Annotated in this window: 12 protein-coding genes; 1 reads left to right on the top strand and 11 read right to left on the bottom strand. The window is 71.3% G+C overall.

Annotated features, from left to right (window positions below):
- Nucleotides 1-17: 17 nt before the first annotated feature.
- From B0920_RS07520 to B0920_RS07475, 10 genes are all read right to left on the bottom strand, one after another.
- Nucleotides 18-1,949 (bottom strand): hypothetical protein, encoded by a 1,932-nt coding sequence (locus B0920_RS07520; protein ID WP_078031916.1) that lies wholly within the window; start codon nt 1,947-1,949, stop codon nt 18-20.
- Nucleotides 1,950-1,985: 36 nt separating this feature from the next.
- Complete coding sequence (fdhD, locus tag B0920_RS07515; protein WP_078031915.1) at nt 1,986-2,843, bottom strand: formate dehydrogenase accessory sulfurtransferase FdhD; 858 nt, start codon at nt 2,841-2,843, stop codon at nt 1,986-1,988.
- Nucleotides 2,840-5,164, bottom strand: coding sequence for an FdhF/YdeP family oxidoreductase (locus B0920_RS07510; protein WP_078031914.1), 2,325 nt, complete (start codon nt 5,162-5,164; stop codon nt 2,840-2,842). The genes fdhD and B0920_RS07510 overlap by 4 nt, the downstream gene beginning before the upstream one ends.
- Before the next feature lie 128 nt (nt 5,165-5,292).
- Nucleotides 5,293-6,246 (bottom strand): 5'-nucleotidase, encoded by a 954-nt coding sequence (locus B0920_RS07505; RefSeq protein WP_078031913.1) that lies wholly within the window; start codon nt 6,244-6,246, stop codon nt 5,293-5,295.
- Nucleotides 6,246-7,205: an HDOD domain-containing protein gene (locus tag B0920_RS07500; RefSeq protein WP_078031912.1), complete on the bottom strand. Its 960-nt coding sequence runs from the start codon at nt 7,203-7,205 to the stop codon at nt 6,246-6,248. The genes B0920_RS07505 and B0920_RS07500 overlap by 1 nt, the downstream gene beginning before the upstream one ends.
- A 160-nt stretch (nt 7,206-7,365) precedes the next feature.
- A complete protein-coding gene (locus B0920_RS07495; RefSeq protein ID WP_078031911.1) occupies nt 7,366-7,674 on the bottom strand; it encodes a hypothetical protein in 309 nt (102 codons plus the stop codon).
- A gap of 202 nt (nt 7,675-7,876) precedes the next feature.
- Nucleotides 7,877-8,257 (bottom strand): hypothetical protein, encoded by a 381-nt coding sequence (locus B0920_RS07490; RefSeq protein WP_078031910.1) that lies wholly within the window; start codon nt 8,255-8,257, stop codon nt 7,877-7,879.
- 110 nt (nt 8,258-8,367) lie between these two features.
- Complete coding sequence (locus B0920_RS07485; RefSeq protein ID WP_078031909.1) at nt 8,368-10,137, bottom strand: bifunctional diguanylate cyclase/phosphodiesterase; 1,770 nt, start codon at nt 10,135-10,137, stop codon at nt 8,368-8,370.
- Nucleotides 10,127-11,470 (bottom strand): diguanylate cyclase, encoded by a 1,344-nt coding sequence (locus tag B0920_RS07480; RefSeq protein ID WP_229455256.1) that lies wholly within the window; start codon nt 11,468-11,470, stop codon nt 10,127-10,129. The genes B0920_RS07485 and B0920_RS07480 overlap by 11 nt, the downstream gene beginning before the upstream one ends.
- Nucleotides 11,467-11,859, bottom strand: coding sequence for a phosphonate transporter (locus B0920_RS07475; RefSeq protein WP_078031908.1), 393 nt, complete (start codon nt 11,857-11,859; stop codon nt 11,467-11,469). Before B0920_RS07475 ends, B0920_RS07480 begins: the two co-directional genes overlap by 4 nt.
- Nucleotides 11,860-12,069: 210 nt before the next feature.
- On the opposite strand from B0920_RS07475, the gene B0920_RS07470 reads away from it, so the two are divergent.
- Nucleotides 12,070-13,344: an AMP-binding protein gene (locus tag B0920_RS07470; protein ID WP_078031907.1), complete on the top strand. Its 1,275-nt coding sequence runs from the start codon at nt 12,070-12,072 to the stop codon at nt 13,342-13,344.
- A gap of 21 nt (nt 13,345-13,365) precedes the next feature.
- On the opposite strand, the gene B0920_RS07465 is transcribed toward B0920_RS07470, so the two are convergent.
- Complete coding sequence (locus B0920_RS07465; protein ID WP_078031906.1) at nt 13,366-13,725, bottom strand: DUF1428 domain-containing protein; 360 nt, start codon at nt 13,723-13,725, stop codon at nt 13,366-13,368.
- Between the last annotated feature and the right edge of the window lie 205 nt (nt 13,726-13,930).

The following is a 13,930-nucleotide window of genomic DNA, read 5'->3' as shown; positions in this document are numbered from 1 at the left end:
TCCCGTGCGGCGCAGGCTCAGGGACTCAGTTCGACATACACGCCGCGCAGGAAGAAGCCAAGTGCCCGGCTGCCCGCCGGGGCGCCCGCCGGCAAGGCCGGATGCGGATGGCGCAGCTCGACCGTCAGCGTGTGGCCGGCGCGGGCGGCGGGCGGCAGCGCGACGGCGCCGCGGCCCAGCCTCACCGGGCCCAGGTCGACGCCGTTGACCGCCAGTTCGGTCTCGTGGACGGCATCGACATACCCGCCCTCGAGCGACAGGGCGCGCGCCTGTCGTCCTTCGGGCAGCGGCAGGACCAGGACGGCGCGCCGGCCGTCGGTCCAGACCCCGCTGTCCTCGACCTGCGACCAGCCGGCGCCGAGGATGGCGCTGCGGCCCTGGCGCGCGCCGATGGTCCAGCCCACGCCCGGCGCGCGGCCCGGCACGCAGCGCAGCTTGCCGTTGTAATAACGCCAGCCCGAGGCGAGGGTCACCACGTGCTCGGCCGCGAGCTGGGTGCCCGGGCCGCACAGGCCGGCCGACTCCGCATTGGTCCAGTAGCGCAGCAGCTTGGTCGGTCCCTGCGGCCCCTGGTGGAGGCCGACCAGGTCGTGGGTGGGCAGCAGTTCGCGGCGCGCGCTGCGCTTGAGGAAGATTTCCGGATCGGGGTTGTAGAAGCGCGGCGCATGGTCGAGCACCCACTGCGCCAGGCGCGAATGCGCGAGGTAGGTCGGGGCGCCGCCTTGCCAGACCTGCCAGGCGGCCAGCAGCTGGAGCAGGAGGGCCAGGGCCAGCGCCGCGCGGCGCGCGCGCGGGGCCGCCGCCAGCCCGGCGATGCCGACCGCCAGCATGGGCATCGCTCCCCAGTAGGCGTAGCGCGAGACGAACACCGCGCCGCTGTTCCAATTGGTAGCCGACAGCGCCGGCGCCGCCATGCCCAGCGTCAGCAGGAAGGCGATCAGGAAATGGGCGGACCAGGCGGCGCGGCGTTGCGCCGGCACGCTCGCCAGCACCACGGCGCCGATGGCCAGCAGGGCCGGGAAACCGACGAACAGGCCCTGGTTGAGGTCGAACAGGAAGGAGAACATGCGCTCCGGCGTCACCAGGGCGCGGTCGGTGAAGTACTTGCCGATGATGCTGGGCGTGCCGAACACCCGCTGGTTGTAGGCCCAGGGCAGGGCGGCCAGCGCGATGCCGGCGCAGACCAGGGCCGCTTTGGCGCCGCGCGGGCGCGCCGTGGCCGGCAGCAGGATCGTGCCGGGGAACAGGCGGTACAGCAGCCAGTAGGCGCCCGCGGCCGGGATCAGGCCCGCGATCGGCGGATTCTGGGTGGCGCCCAGGCCGGCCAGGAAGACCGCCAGCGCCAGGTCGCGCCGCAGGGCCGCCAGCACCGCCAGCAGCACGCAACAGCCGCTCATGACCTCGGGGCCGGGCCAGAAGCCGTAGAACAGCGGTCCCATGACCAGCAGCAGCAGCGGCGGCGCGGCGCCGGCTTGGGGAAACCAGGCGCGCAGGCAGGCGGCGGTGGCGGCGACGAAGACCAGGTTCAGGCTCGCGAGCGCGAGGAAGGGATTCACCTGCAGCAGGGCGGCAAGGGCGTACAGGGGCGCGGCCAGCAGCGAATACACCCAGAAATGGATGGCGTAGACCTCGCCGTCCGCGCCGCGCGCGAAGCCGAGTTCCAGCGCGCCGTCGCGCCGGACGCGGGTCATCGCTTCCTGCCAGCGTCCGGGATCGAGGCGCGCGCGTTCGCGCGCCTTGGCCGGCAGGGCCGCCAGGGCCGCGAGGTCGGATTCGCGCACTTCGGGCGATCCGTGGGCCACCAGGGCTTGCGACATCAGCAGGTATTCGAGGCCGTCGCCGGTCAGGCGCGCGCGGGTCAGGCTGGCCGCCGCGAACACGGCGAACAGACCGATGAGGAGCCAGTGCGCGAGCGCGCCGGCCCTGGCCGGCAGGGAGGAAACAGGCATGAAGGCGGAAGGATCCGGACTGCGAAGCCTGGTATTTTAGTCAATCCCGGCCAAACAATCTTCTCGGTTTGTCGCCGCGAGGTCCGCCGCGACGCGCTGCGGGTGGCTGTAGAGCACGTGGCGGCCTTCGCGCACGAAGCCGGCCAGGGTCAGACCGGCCTGGTCCGCCAGGCGCACGGCCATGGCGGTCGGCGCGGAGATGGCGGCCAGCAGGGGCATCCCGGCGCGCGCGGCCTTCTGCACCATCTCGTAGCTGGCGCGGCTGGTCACCAGCGCGAAGCCGGCGCCGGCGTCCATGCCGGAGCGCGCCAGCGCGCCGACCAGCTTGTCGAGGGCGTTATGGCGGCCCACGTCCTCGCGCACGCACAGCAGCTCGCCGTCGGGAGCGGCCCAGCCGGCCGCATGGACTGCCCCGGTGGCCTGGTGCAGCCGCTGGCGCGTTCCCAGCGCCGCCATCGCCCGGTGCAGGGCGGCGGGATCGATGCGCAGCGCCGGCTGCGCGCCGGCGCCGGTGTCGTGGACGGCGGCCTGGGCGAACCAGCCCAGGCTCTCGACCCCGCACAGGCCGCAGCCGGTGCGGCCCAGGCGGGCGCGCCGCCCCTCCTTGAGGCGGGCCATGGCCCCGGCCGCGATGCGCATCTCGATGGCGATGCCCTCGCAGCTTTCCTCGATCTCGATGTCGTGGATGTCACGCGCGGCGCGCACGATGCGCTCCCCCAGCGAGAAGCCGAGCGCGAAGTCCTCGAGGTCGAGCGGGGAGGCCAGCATCACGGCGTGGGCGATGCCGTTGTAGCAGAGCGCCACCGGCACTTCCTCGGCCAGCAGCTCGTCGGCCTGCGCCTCCAGGGCGCCCTCGCGCCAGCGCTGCGCGGGCAGGCGGGCGGCGGCTTTCATGCCGGCCTCCCGGCGGCTTCGACCAGCACGTCGATGGCCTTGGCGGCCGGCACCTTGCTTTCCTTGGCGTGGTGCCAGAGCGGAATCAGGGGATTGCACTCCGGGTAGTAGGCCGCCACGCAGCCCGCCGGGACGTCGTAGGGCACCACCGCCAGGCCTTCGACGCTGCGCTCGACGCCGTCGCCGGACGGGCCGCTCGGGGTGCGCAGCCTGACCAGGTCGCCCTTGGCGAGCTTCATGCGCGCCATGTCGGCGGGCGCCATGAACAGCACCATGCGGCTGCCGTGCACACCGCGGAAGCGGTCGTCGTAGCTGTAGACCGTGGTGTTGAACTGGCCGTCGCTGCGCACCGTGAACAGGCGCAGGGTGCGCGGCCCCGGGCTCAGGTCGGGGTCGCCGGCCAGGCTCTCGGGCACGCTGAAGTTGGCCTTGCCGGTTTCGGTGTGCCAGCTGCGCCCGGCGGCGGCGATCGGCTTGCGGAATCCGCCCGGCGTCCACATGCGCGCGTTGAAGTCGTGGAAGATCTCGGGCCAGGTCTCGGCGATGGCGTCGCGCACCCTGGCGTAGTCGGCGACCCAGGCGTCCCAGTCCAGCTTCGGGTTCGGGTCCAGCGCGGCCTTGGCGATGCCGGCCACGATCGCCGGCTCCGACAGCAGGGTGGGCGCCGCCGGTTCCACCATGCCGCGCGAGCCGTGCATGCAGGAGGTGCTGTCCTCGACCGTCAGAGCCTGCTCGCCGCCGGCCTGGCGGTCGATCTCGGTGCGGCCCAGGCAGGGCAGGATGTAGGAGACCTTGCCGTGGATGACGTGGTTGCGATTGAGCTTGGTCGAGACCTGGACCGTCAGGGGCAGGGCGCGCCAGGCGGCTTCCATCCGGGCGGTGTCCGGCACGGCGCGCACGAAGTTGCCGCCCAGGCCGACGAAGGCCTGGACCTTGCCCTCCAGGATGGCCTCGCAGGCCTCGACCGTGTTCATGCCGGGCTTGCGCGGCGGCGCGAAGCCGAACTGGCGCGCCAGCTGGTCCAGCGGCGCGAGCTCGGGCTTCTCGGTGATGCCGACGGTGCGCTGGCCCTGCACGTTGGAGTGGCCGCGCACCGGGCACACGCCGGCGCCGCGCCGGCCGATGTGGCCGCCCATCAGCAGCAGGTTGACGATCATGGCCACGTTCTGCACGCCGAGGCGGTGCTGGGTGACCCCCATGCCGTACACCGCCATCACCGCGCGCGAGCGCGTCCAGACCTCCGCCGCCGCCTCCAGGGCGCCGCGCGCCAGGCCGGATTCGCGCTCGATGTCGGCCCAGGCGCAGGCCCGCACGGCGGCCTCGAATTCGCCGAAGCCATGGGTGTGCTCCGCGATGAAGGCGGTGTCGATCACGCGCGCCTCGCCGGCCGCGCGCGCCGCGTCGTCGCAGGCCAGGATGGCCTTGCACAGGCCCATGATGGCGGCGCTGTCGCCGCCGGGGCGCACCTGGTGGTACTGGGTGCTGATCACGGTCTCGTGCCCGGTCAGCATCTCGGTCGGCGACTGCGGGTTGGTGAAGCTGACCAGCCCGCGCTCGCGCAGCGGGTTGAAGGTGATGACCGGCACGCCGCGGCGGCGCGCCGCCTGCAGCTGATGCAGCATGCGCGGACTGTTCACGCCCACGTTCTGGCCGAAGAAGAAGATGCAGTCGGTGTGCTCGAAGTCCGCCAGCTCCACCGTGCCGACCCCGACGCCGATGGTCTTCTGCAGGCCCACCGAGGTGCTCTCGTGGCACATGTTGGAGCTGTCCGGCAGATTGTTGTTACCGTACATGCGGGCCAGCAGTTGGTACATGTAGGAGGTCTCGAGCGAGGCGCGGCCGGAGCTGTAGAACACCACCCGCTCGCGCTCGAAGCCGCGCAGCAGGGCGCCGATCTCGGCGAAGGCGGCGTCCCAGCTCGTCTCCGTGTACTTGTCGGTGGCGGCATCCCAGCGCAGGGGCACGGTCAGGCGGCCCTGGTCCTCGAGGCGGTGGTCGTCCCAGCTTTCCAGCTCGGCGACGGTATGGCGCGCGAAGAAGTCGGGGCCGATGCGGCGGCTGGTGGTTTCCCAGGCGGTGGCCTTGGCGCCGCTGGAGCAGAACTCGAAAGGATGGGGGTGGGCCGGCTTGGCCCAGGCGCAGCTCACGCAGGCGAAGCCGTCCGGCTTGTTCTGCTTGAGCAGGAGGGCGCCGCCCTCGGCCGGCGAACCCTGATCGAGCAGGATGGTGGTCACGTCGCGCACCGAATTCCAGCCGCCGGCCGGCATGGTCGGGTTGCTGATGCGCGGCTGCGCTGCTGGCTTGCCGGGGTCCTGGCTCATGGCGGCTCCTCGCGTGGAAAGGCCTTACCCTAGCCCGCCATGGCGCGCAGTTCGGTGCGTGGGCGCACGCAACTAGCCCCGGGACGGGGCAAGGGCGGGTCGGGCGCCGCCGCGCCGGCAGCCGGGCCTCAGGCCGCGGCCGCGTCGGGCGCGCGCCGGTTGGCGATCCCGAAGGGCACGTGGACCATCGGGATGGCGCCGCCGGGGGCGGCCTTCAGGTGGGTGAGCTGGTCGTCGAAGAAGATGTGGGGCTTGAAGACCGACAGGACGCGCGCCTTGTTCATCCCGCCCAGGAAGAAGGTTTCGTCGGCCGACACGCCCCAGCTCCTGAGCGTGGTGACCACGCGCTCGTGCGAAGGCGCATTGCGCGCCGTGATGATGGCGATGCGCACGATGCGCCGGTAGGCCGGGTCGCCGCGCTGGGCCTCGTCCTCGAGGCGCTGCAGCATGGCCAGCTTCTGGAACAGGGCGGCCAGGGGACCCGGCTGGTGCGGGCGCGAAACGTGCAGGGTCTCGTGGGCGTGGAATTCGTCGATGTCGTTGTTGCGCTTGAAGACGGTCTCGGATTCGTCGTCCGCCAGCACGCCGTCGAAATCGAAGGCGACCCGCAGCTCCAGGTCCTCTTCGTCGTCGGCGATGCGCGAGGGGAGCACCAGCCCGGCCGGGTAGTTGACCGCGATCGCGCTCTGGACGTCGCCCTCGTTGGCGCTCAGGAAGAGCGAGGCGTTGAAGGCCGGCAGGTAGGCATAGGGCGACTTGCCGTTCATGAAGGCGGCGCGCGAGATGTCCAGGCCGTAGTGGGCGATGGACCGCATCACGCGCAGCCCGGTCTCCGGCGAGTTGCGCGAGAACAGCACCACCTCGACCGGCGATTCGGCGGGGAAGCACTTGTTGATGCTGAGGAAGCGCCGGATGAAGGGAAAAGCCACGCCGCGCTCCAGCACGACGTCGCGCTGGCGTTCCTGGTAGGCGCGGTAGGCCTCGGGGCCCTCCTGGAGATACACCTGGTGCGATTCGGAGAGGTCGAACAGCGCGCTGGAGGCGACGCCGATCACGAGTTTCTGCTCGATGTCGAAAGCCATCAGTCTTCCCGGTCCTGGAGTTGATCGAACACCCGGCGCAGCGCCGGGTCGAGGGCGCCGGCCGCGCGCACGCAGCCCGGCTGGGCGGCGTCGGCCAGCAGGCGCAGGGTGGCGAGGCGCTCGGCCGCCGCCAGCGTGCGCGACAGCGCGCCGCCCTCGGGGTGGGCGATCGCGCCGGCGACCGCGGGCGGCAGTTCCCACTGGGCCGCGATGCGCGCGGACAGGCGCCGCGCGCCGCCCAGCAGCGCCAGGGCGTAGGCCTCGTCGTCGGGCAGCAGGCCGGCCGGCAGGGCCTGGTCGGCGATCCGCAGGGCCACCACCAGGCCGACGTTGGAGACCAGGCCGGCGAGATAGGCCTCGAAGGCGTCGGCGCCGTGGTCGGGCGCCAGCAGGGACGCCGCGAGCGCGGATTTCTCGGACTGGGCCCACAGCCGCGGGGCCAGCTGGCGTGCGATCGGCCCGGTCTGGAGGTTGATGATGGGGCGGAAGGCCACCCGGGCCAGCAGCATGCGCAGGCCGTTCTGGCCGAGCAGCATCAGGGCGCCCTCGAGATTGCGCACCGGCTTGGCCGGATTGTAATAGGGGCTGTTGACCTCGCGCAGCAGCTCGGCGACCAGCACCGGGTCCTGCGCCACCAGGCGCGCCATGTCGGCGGCGGAGCTCGCTTCGTCGCGCAGGCCGCGCAGCAGCTGGGGGATCAGTTCGGGCACGCGCGGCACCAGTTGCGCCGCCTCCTCCGGGCGGGCGGCCAGGCGTTCGAGTTCGTCGAGGACCACCCCGGCGCCGGCGATGGCCGGCGCGCCGCAGGGGCCGATCAGCCAGGCCATGAAGGCGGGCGCGAGGTCGCGGGTGGGCTCAGGCTGGGTGCGGCCCACAGGCGCGGCGGCCGGCGGCGCGGCAGGATGCGTGGACTGCACGGCGCGTGCGCCGCCGAACAGGCGGGAGAGCCAGGTCTTCATCGCGGCGGGACGCGGAACAGGGGGCGGATCATGGGACGATTGTACCCGAGCCGCGGCGCCAGGCCTCCGGCTGCGACAAACAAGCGGCCGTGTTCCCGGACCACGCGGGCTCCGGGAACACGGCCGCAAGCGAGGCTGGCCTGACCAGCCTCGGGGGAGATCAGCGCGTGGTGCCGCTGGTCGCAGGGTCGGTGGTGGTGGTGCTGGTGGTGCCCGTGGTGCCGGTCGTACCGGTCGTGCCGCTGGTGGTCCCGGTCGTGCCGGTGGTGCCGGTGGTTCCGGTCGTGCCCGTGGTGCCGGTCGTGCCCATGCTGCCGGTCGTGCCGGTGGCGCTGCCCGAGCTGCCGCTGCTCATGGACGAGCCACTGGAGCCGGTCGCGCTGTCGGTGGTGTCGCCGGTCGAGCTGCATGCGCTCAGGGCCAGGGCCATCACGGCGCCCAGCAGTACGCCTTGGTACTTGTTCTTCATCGTCTTTCTCCTCGGTTGTGTGGTCTTGCCATCATGCGGACGGCGACCAGGACATGAAATAGGATGAGATCGAGAACAGATGTAGGACCCGGCTCACAATCTCCGGGAATCATTTCTGCTCGGAATGTCCGCCGGGACAAGCGGGGAGCCTGAACGAACACGGCCACCCGGAGGCGGCCGTGGTCTCAGGCATTGGATGCGCTTAGCGACCGGTATCCGAGGTGCTGCTGTTGGTCGAGGTCGGGGTGGTGCTGCCCGAGGTCGTGCCGGTAGTGCCGGTGCTGCCCGAGGTGGTGCCGGTGGTGCCGGTGGCGCCCGAGGAAGTGCCCTGGGTGGCCGAGGTGCTGCCGGTCGAGCCCGAGGTGGTGCCGGTGGTGCCGGTCGAACCCGCGCCCCAGCTCGAACCGCCGGTGGTGTTGCCGGTGCTCGGGCTGCTCGATTCCATCGACGAGGAACCGCTGGAGGTGGCCGACGAACCGGTCGAACCGCTGGTGCTGTCGGTGGTGTCGCCGGTCGAGCTGCATGCGGCGAGAGCCATGGCCATCAGGCCGGCGACGAGGGCGCCCTGGAAATTGCGTTTCATTGAATGCTCCTTATTTATGTATGGATGGGTGCCGCAATCATGGGAGCGCGGCGGGCCACACAAAATAGGAGCATTTCGGCAAGGACTGTAGGACCAGCCTCACATACTGTCTAGGCTGCCACCGCGTGGTGGCTGTCCAGCCAGGCCAGCAGGTCGGGCGCCGGCAGCGGCCGGCTGTAGAAATAGCCCTGGGCCTTGTTGCACGAATAGGCGCGCACCACCTCGGCCTGCGACAGGGTCTCGATGCCTTCGGCGACGGTGCGCATGCCCAGGCTCTGCGCGACCTTCACGGTGGCCTCGATCAGCACACGGTGGTGGGCCGAGGTGTCGGCCTGGCTGACGAAGGAGCGGTCGATCTTGACCGTGTCCACCGGCAGCAGGTGCAGGCTGGAGAGCGAGGAATAGCCGGTGCCGAAATCGTCGAGCGCGAGCTTCACGCCCAGGCGCTTGAGCTCGTGCAGGCGCTGCTGCACGTCCTCGCCCTGGGCCGCCAGGCTCTCCGTCACCTCCAGCTGGAGCTGGGCCGCCGGCATGCCGGTCGCGTGCAGGATGCGCTGGACCGTGTCGATCCAGCCGGCCTGGCCGAGCTGGGCGCGCGACAGGTTCACGGCCATCAGGCGCGGCGCCCGCTCGCCGAGTTCGGCGCGCCATGCCATGAAGTCGCGGCAGGCGCGTTCGAGCACGAAGTCGCCCACCGCGCCGATCAGGCCGCATTCCTCGGCGACCTGGATGAAGTCGATGGGGGGCACGATGCCGCGCACCGGATGGCGCCAGCGCACCAGGGCCTCGACCCCGGCCGCATGGTCGGTGCGGCCATCCGGCAGCATGCCGACCACCGGCTGGTAGACCACGAACAGCTGCTCCTCCACCAGGGCCTGGCGCAGCTCGCTCTCGATGTCGGCGCGGCGCGCCGCGCGTTCGCGCATCGCGGATTCGAACACGCGCTGGCGCGCGCCGCCGGCGCGCTTGGCCTCGACCATGGCGATGCCGGCGTCGCGCAGCACCTCGTCGGGGTCGCGGGCGGCGCCGGCGCCCCAGACGATGCCGAGGCTGGCGCTGCAGACGATGTCGTGGCCGCCGACCGCGTAGGGCCGGGCGACGGCGTCCAGCAGGCGCGCCGCGACCTTCTCGGCGTCGGCGCAGGAGCGCATGCCGTCCAGCACCACCACGAACTCGTCGCCGCCGACCCGCGCGGCCAGCTGGCCGGCGCCGGCGTGCGGATCGATGCGGTCGCTCGGCGGGCGCAGCGCGCCGCGGATGCGCTCGCCGACCAGGACCAGCAGCTGGTCGCCCACCGCCTGGCCCAGGCTGTCGTTGACCTGGCGGAAGCGGTCGCAGTTCAGGAACAGCACGGCGAAACGGGAGTCGCCGTCGTCCGGGCGCATCAGGAGCCGTGCGATTTCCTCGCGCACCGCCTCGCGGTTCGGCATGCGGGTGAGCTGGTCGGTGCGCGCCGCGCTGCGCAGGCGGCGCGACAGGGTCTCGTGCTCGCGCTGGACCTCGAGGGTGGCGTCGGCCACCACGAACATCAGGCGCTGCGGGTCGGTCTTCATCAGGTTCAGGGACAGCACCTGGGGCGCGCTGCTGCTGCTGCGCTGGGACTGCGCCGCGGGCGGCAGCACCAGGCGCAGGCCCTCGGCGATGATGCCGGACGGCGCCTCGAAGGCGGCCACCATGGCGCGCAGCTCGGGCGCGAGCGGCTCCAGCACGGCGAACATATTGTCCAGCGCGGCCTGGGGCGCGATCGGCATCAGCAGGCTGGACGCCATCGGGTTGAGCATGTCGACGGCGCCGTCGAGCGTGGTCTGGGCCAGGCCGATCGGGGCGCGGTACAGGAATTCGATCAGGCCCTCGTAGGCCTGCTGGGCGTCAAGCTGCACCGGACCTCCCGATCGACAGCTCCGGGCGCCAGCGTTCGACGCGGTTGCGGCCGCCGCGCTTGGCGGCGTACAGGGCCTGGTCGGCGCGCTTGAGCAGCTGGTCGACGTTCTCGGCGCCGTCCACGCTGGCGGCGACGCCGGCGCTGACCGTGCAGGCGATCGCCTGGCCCTCGTAGCGCGCCGGCTGGGACGCCACGCTGGCGCGCAGGCGTTCGGCCACCACGGCGGCGCAGGCCAGGTCGGTCGAGGGCAGCAGCACGGCGAATTCCTCGCCGCCGATGCGCGCGACCACGTCGACTTCGCGGAAGGTGTCGCCGAGGATCGCCGCCAGGTGCTGCAGCACCGCGTCGCCGCCCGGGTGGCCGTAGCGGTCGTTGATCGACTTGAAGTGGTCGGCGTCGAGCACCAGCACGGCGGTGGGGCGGGGCGAGACCCTGCTGCGCGCCAGCTCCTGCTCGGCGGCGTCGAAGAAGGCGCGGCGGTTGGCCAGGCCGGTCAGGTGGTCGCCGAAGGTTTCGCGGCGGCGGCGCTCGAACACGTCGCGCTTGTCGCTGATGTCGCGCAGGATCAGGCAATAGGCGGCGCCTAGCGCTTCCTGGCCGGGCGGCGCGTCGCTATCGGGCAGGGGGGCGATCAGGACGCTGCCCCAGAAGCTGCTGCCGTCGGCGCGCATGCGGCGGCCCTCGTCCAGGCTCCAGCCGTTGGCGTCGGCCTCGCGCAGGCGGTCGCGCAGGTGTTCGGCGGTCATGCCCTCGGCCGGATAGAAGATCGAATAGGGCTGGCCGATCGCCTCGGCCTCGAAGCCGGTGACGCGCCGCACGCTCTCGTTCCATTCGACCAGGCGGCCGTCGGCGTCCAGGCCGGCCAGGGCGTAGTCGGTGATCCCGGTCAGGATCGCGTTGAACCAGGCGTCGCTCTGGCGCAGCTGGCGCTCGCGCTGGACCTGGAGGGTGACGTCGTTGATGACGGCCATCACGCGCCTGGCGTCGAGCTTGAGCAGGCTGAGCGAGAGAATCTGCGGCAGTTTCTTGCCGGCGGCGCCGGCGTTCAGGTGCACGTGCAGGCCGTCGCAGATCTTGCCGCTGGGCTGGGCGAAACGCTCGACCTGGAAGCGCAGGTCGGGCGCCACCGATTCCAGGGCCACGAACAGGTTGTCGAGCCCGCCGTCGCGCGAATGCGGCATCAGGAGCTGGGCCGCGACCGGGTTCATCAGGGCGATCTCGCCGTCCACGTCGGCTTGCACCAGCCCGACCGGCGCCAGGTAAAGGAACTGGATCAGCGCCTCGTACTCGGCGCCGAGCTGATCGAGATCGTGGTGCAGGCCGCCGTTCACTTGAGCACGCGCTGGACGAGGACGTAGCGGTGGGCGCGGCCGGGGCCCGCCAGCAGGCGCAACTGGACTTTCACCGGACGCATGCGCAGGGTCAGCACGTAGTCGATCGTGTCGTCGAGCTCGCTGCCGGTTTCCTCGGCGTCCTCGAAGCGCTGGGCCACCATGAAATTGTTCAGGCAGGGCGCGACATTGGTGAATAGGGGCTGGCCCAGCACGCGCTGGGGCGACAGGCCGGCGGCCTGGGATTCGAAGCTGTTGTAGCGCTGGACCTGGGTGTCGGCGTCGAAGCCGATCACGCCGAAGTCGAGCTGGTCGAGGTCCGCATCGCTGCAGGCGTCGAGCTGCGCCGCCAGATCCGGGGTAGCGAAAGACAAGGTGGTGGCGTTCATGGTCGGCTCCGGGCCAGCTTCACTGGCAATTGTTTCTCAGAAATTGATGTTGGCATGAGACAAATGCGCGTGTCAATTGCGCGCGATAGAAATTGTAAATTTTCTCAGGTATTTAGCGCGCGGATGTTGCGTCGGCGTGGCATTGACAGCCCGGGCGCGAGGCTGTCACCATCTGCGCCGTCCCATCATGCCAGTTCGACATCCAAGCCCATGAACATTGTTACCGACTCGCCCGCGCCCTGGTGGCGCCAGCACGCCAGCCTGACCCGGGTCGTCAACGATCTTCTCGCGGCCGAACTGGCGTCGATGCGCCCCGGCGTACGGCGCCCGCCGCCGCCGTGGCCGGAAGAGCTCGATCTGGCGCGGGAACTGGGCGCCGACTCGCTCGAGCTGATCGGCCTGGCGACGGCCATGGAAGGCTTGCTGGGCCTGCGCCGTGGCGCCGACGCGCCGCTGCTGGCGCAGACCCGGCTGGGCGACTGGCTGGCCGTGGCGCGCGCCGGGCTGGAGCAGGAGAGCACGACGCTGCGCTTTCGCACGTCCGGCAGTTCCGGCGCACCCAAGACCATCGTGCACGAGACCACGCTGCTGTGGGAGGAAGCCCGCCACCTCGCCAGCCTGTTCCCAGGGCGGCGCCGCATCCTGAGCGTGGTGCCGTCCCACCACATCTACGGCTTCCTGTTCTCGGTGCTCCTGCCCCAGGCCCTGGGGCTCGCGCCGGATGCGGTGCTGGACCGGCGCGGCCATGCGCCCGGCGCCATCGCCGGCCGCATGCGCGCCGGCGACCTGGTGCTGGGCTTTCCCGACTTCTGGCGCGCGTTCGCCGAGACTGGTGCGGTGGTCGCTCCGGACGTGACCGGGGTGAGCTCGACCGCCCCCTGTCCGCCGGAGGTGGCGCGGGGCGTGCGCGCTGCCGGGCTGGCGCGCCTGGTGCAGGTGTATGGCAGCTCCGAGACCGCCGGGGTCGGCTGGCGCGAGGATCCGGACGCGCCCTATGCCTTGTTCCCCTACTGGTCGCGTGCGGCCGATCCGGACCAGCTGCTGCGGCCCGGCCCCGACGGGCAGGCGCGCAGCTACCCGCTGCAGGACCGGCTCGCGTGGAGCGGCGAGCGCGCCTTTCGCCCGGAGGGACGGATCGACCATGCGGTGCAGGTGGGCGGGGTGAATGTCTTCCCCGCCTACATGGCCGAGGTGCTGCGCATGCACCCCGAGGTCCTGGAGGCGGCGGTGCGTCTGATGCGGCCGGACGAGGGCCACCGGCTCAAGGCCTTCGTGGTCCCGCGCGCCGGCGCCGGCGCAGTTGACGATGCCGATGCCGATGCCAATGTCGATGTCGATACGGATGCGCTGCGCGGCGCACTCGATGCCTGGATGGGTGAGCGCCTGTCGGCTCCCGAACGGCCGGCCGCCTATACCTTCGGCCGCGCGCTGCCGCGTACCAGCAGCGGCAAGCCGGCCGACTGGATCATCGACGCCGGGGACTGAAGCCTTGTTCCGCGCGGCTTCCTAGAGGTCGACCAGCATCTCGAAGCCGCCGTAGATCATGCGCTTGCCGTCGAAGGGCATGGCCTCGGGCTGCATCATCTCGGCCATGCGCGGGTCCTTCATGACCTTCTCGTTGACCTCGTCACGCTGGGCGCGCGACTCGTAGACGATCCAGGAGAACACCACGGTTTCGCCTTCCTCCAGCTTGACGCTCTGGGGGAAGGAGGTGTGCACGCCGGGCTTGACGTCGTCGCCTATGCATTCGCGAAACTGGAGGGCGCCGTGCTCGCGCCAGATCTGGCCGGCCTTGGTCGCCATCGCGCGGTAGGCGTCGATGTTTGCAATGGGGAGGGGAAGCACAAAACCGTCGACATACGCCATGTTCGTCTCCTGATCGTGACTGCTGGGGTGGATGGGTCTACTACAGACCCGCGACAGGGTCGGCATGTTCCGGCCCTGGACTTGACGCCGGCCAGATTACTCCTGTTGCGCCCGCCGCGCATCCCCCGCTGAACCGCGCGCTGCGCGAATTCCAACACTTGCCCGCCGGCCCGGTTGGTGTAAATCCAGCAATGCTGCGTGTTGC

Source organism: Massilia sp. KIM (assembly GCF_002007115.1).
Taxonomy (GTDB): domain Bacteria; phylum Pseudomonadota; class Gammaproteobacteria; order Burkholderiales; family Burkholderiaceae_D; genus Telluria.
Note: the sequence above shows the minus strand (reverse complement) of the source record. Positions and strands in the feature narration are given on the sequence as shown.

Excerpts from the sequence above, each read along its gene's own strand:
- B0920_RS07500 (WP_078031912.1), bottom strand. The coding sequence starts at position 7,205 with ATGAAGACCTGGCTCTCCCGCCTGTTCGGCGGCGCACGCGCCGTGCAG.
- B0920_RS07505 (WP_078031913.1), bottom strand. The coding sequence starts at position 6,246 with ATGGCTTTCGACATCGAGCAGAAACTCGTGATCGGCGTCGCCTCCAGC.
- B0920_RS07490 (WP_078031910.1), bottom strand. The coding sequence starts at position 8,257 with ATGAAACGCAATTTCCAGGGCGCCCTCGTCGCCGGCCTGATGGCCATG.
- B0920_RS07510 (WP_078031914.1), bottom strand. The coding sequence starts at position 5,164 with ATGAGCCAGGACCCCGGCAAGCCAGCAGCGCAGCCGCGCATCAGCAAC.
- fdhD (WP_078031915.1), bottom strand. The coding sequence starts at position 2,843 with ATGAAAGCCGCCGCCCGCCTGCCCGCGCAGCGCTGGCGCGAGGGCGCC.
- B0920_RS07520 (WP_078031916.1), bottom strand. The coding sequence starts at position 1,949 with ATGCCTGTTTCCTCCCTGCCGGCCAGGGCCGGCGCGCTCGCGCACTGG.
- B0920_RS07465 (WP_078031906.1), bottom strand. The coding sequence starts at position 13,725 with ATGGCGTATGTCGACGGTTTTGTGCTTCCCCTCCCCATTGCAAACATC.
- B0920_RS07475 (WP_078031908.1), bottom strand. The coding sequence starts at position 11,859 with ATGAACGCCACCACCTTGTCTTTCGCTACCCCGGATCTGGCGGCGCAG.
- B0920_RS07470 (WP_078031907.1), top strand. The coding sequence starts at position 12,070 with ATGAACATTGTTACCGACTCGCCCGCGCCCTGGTGGCGCCAGCACGCC.
- B0920_RS07495 (WP_078031911.1), bottom strand. The coding sequence starts at position 7,674 with ATGAAGAACAAGTACCAAGGCGTACTGCTGGGCGCCGTGATGGCCCTG.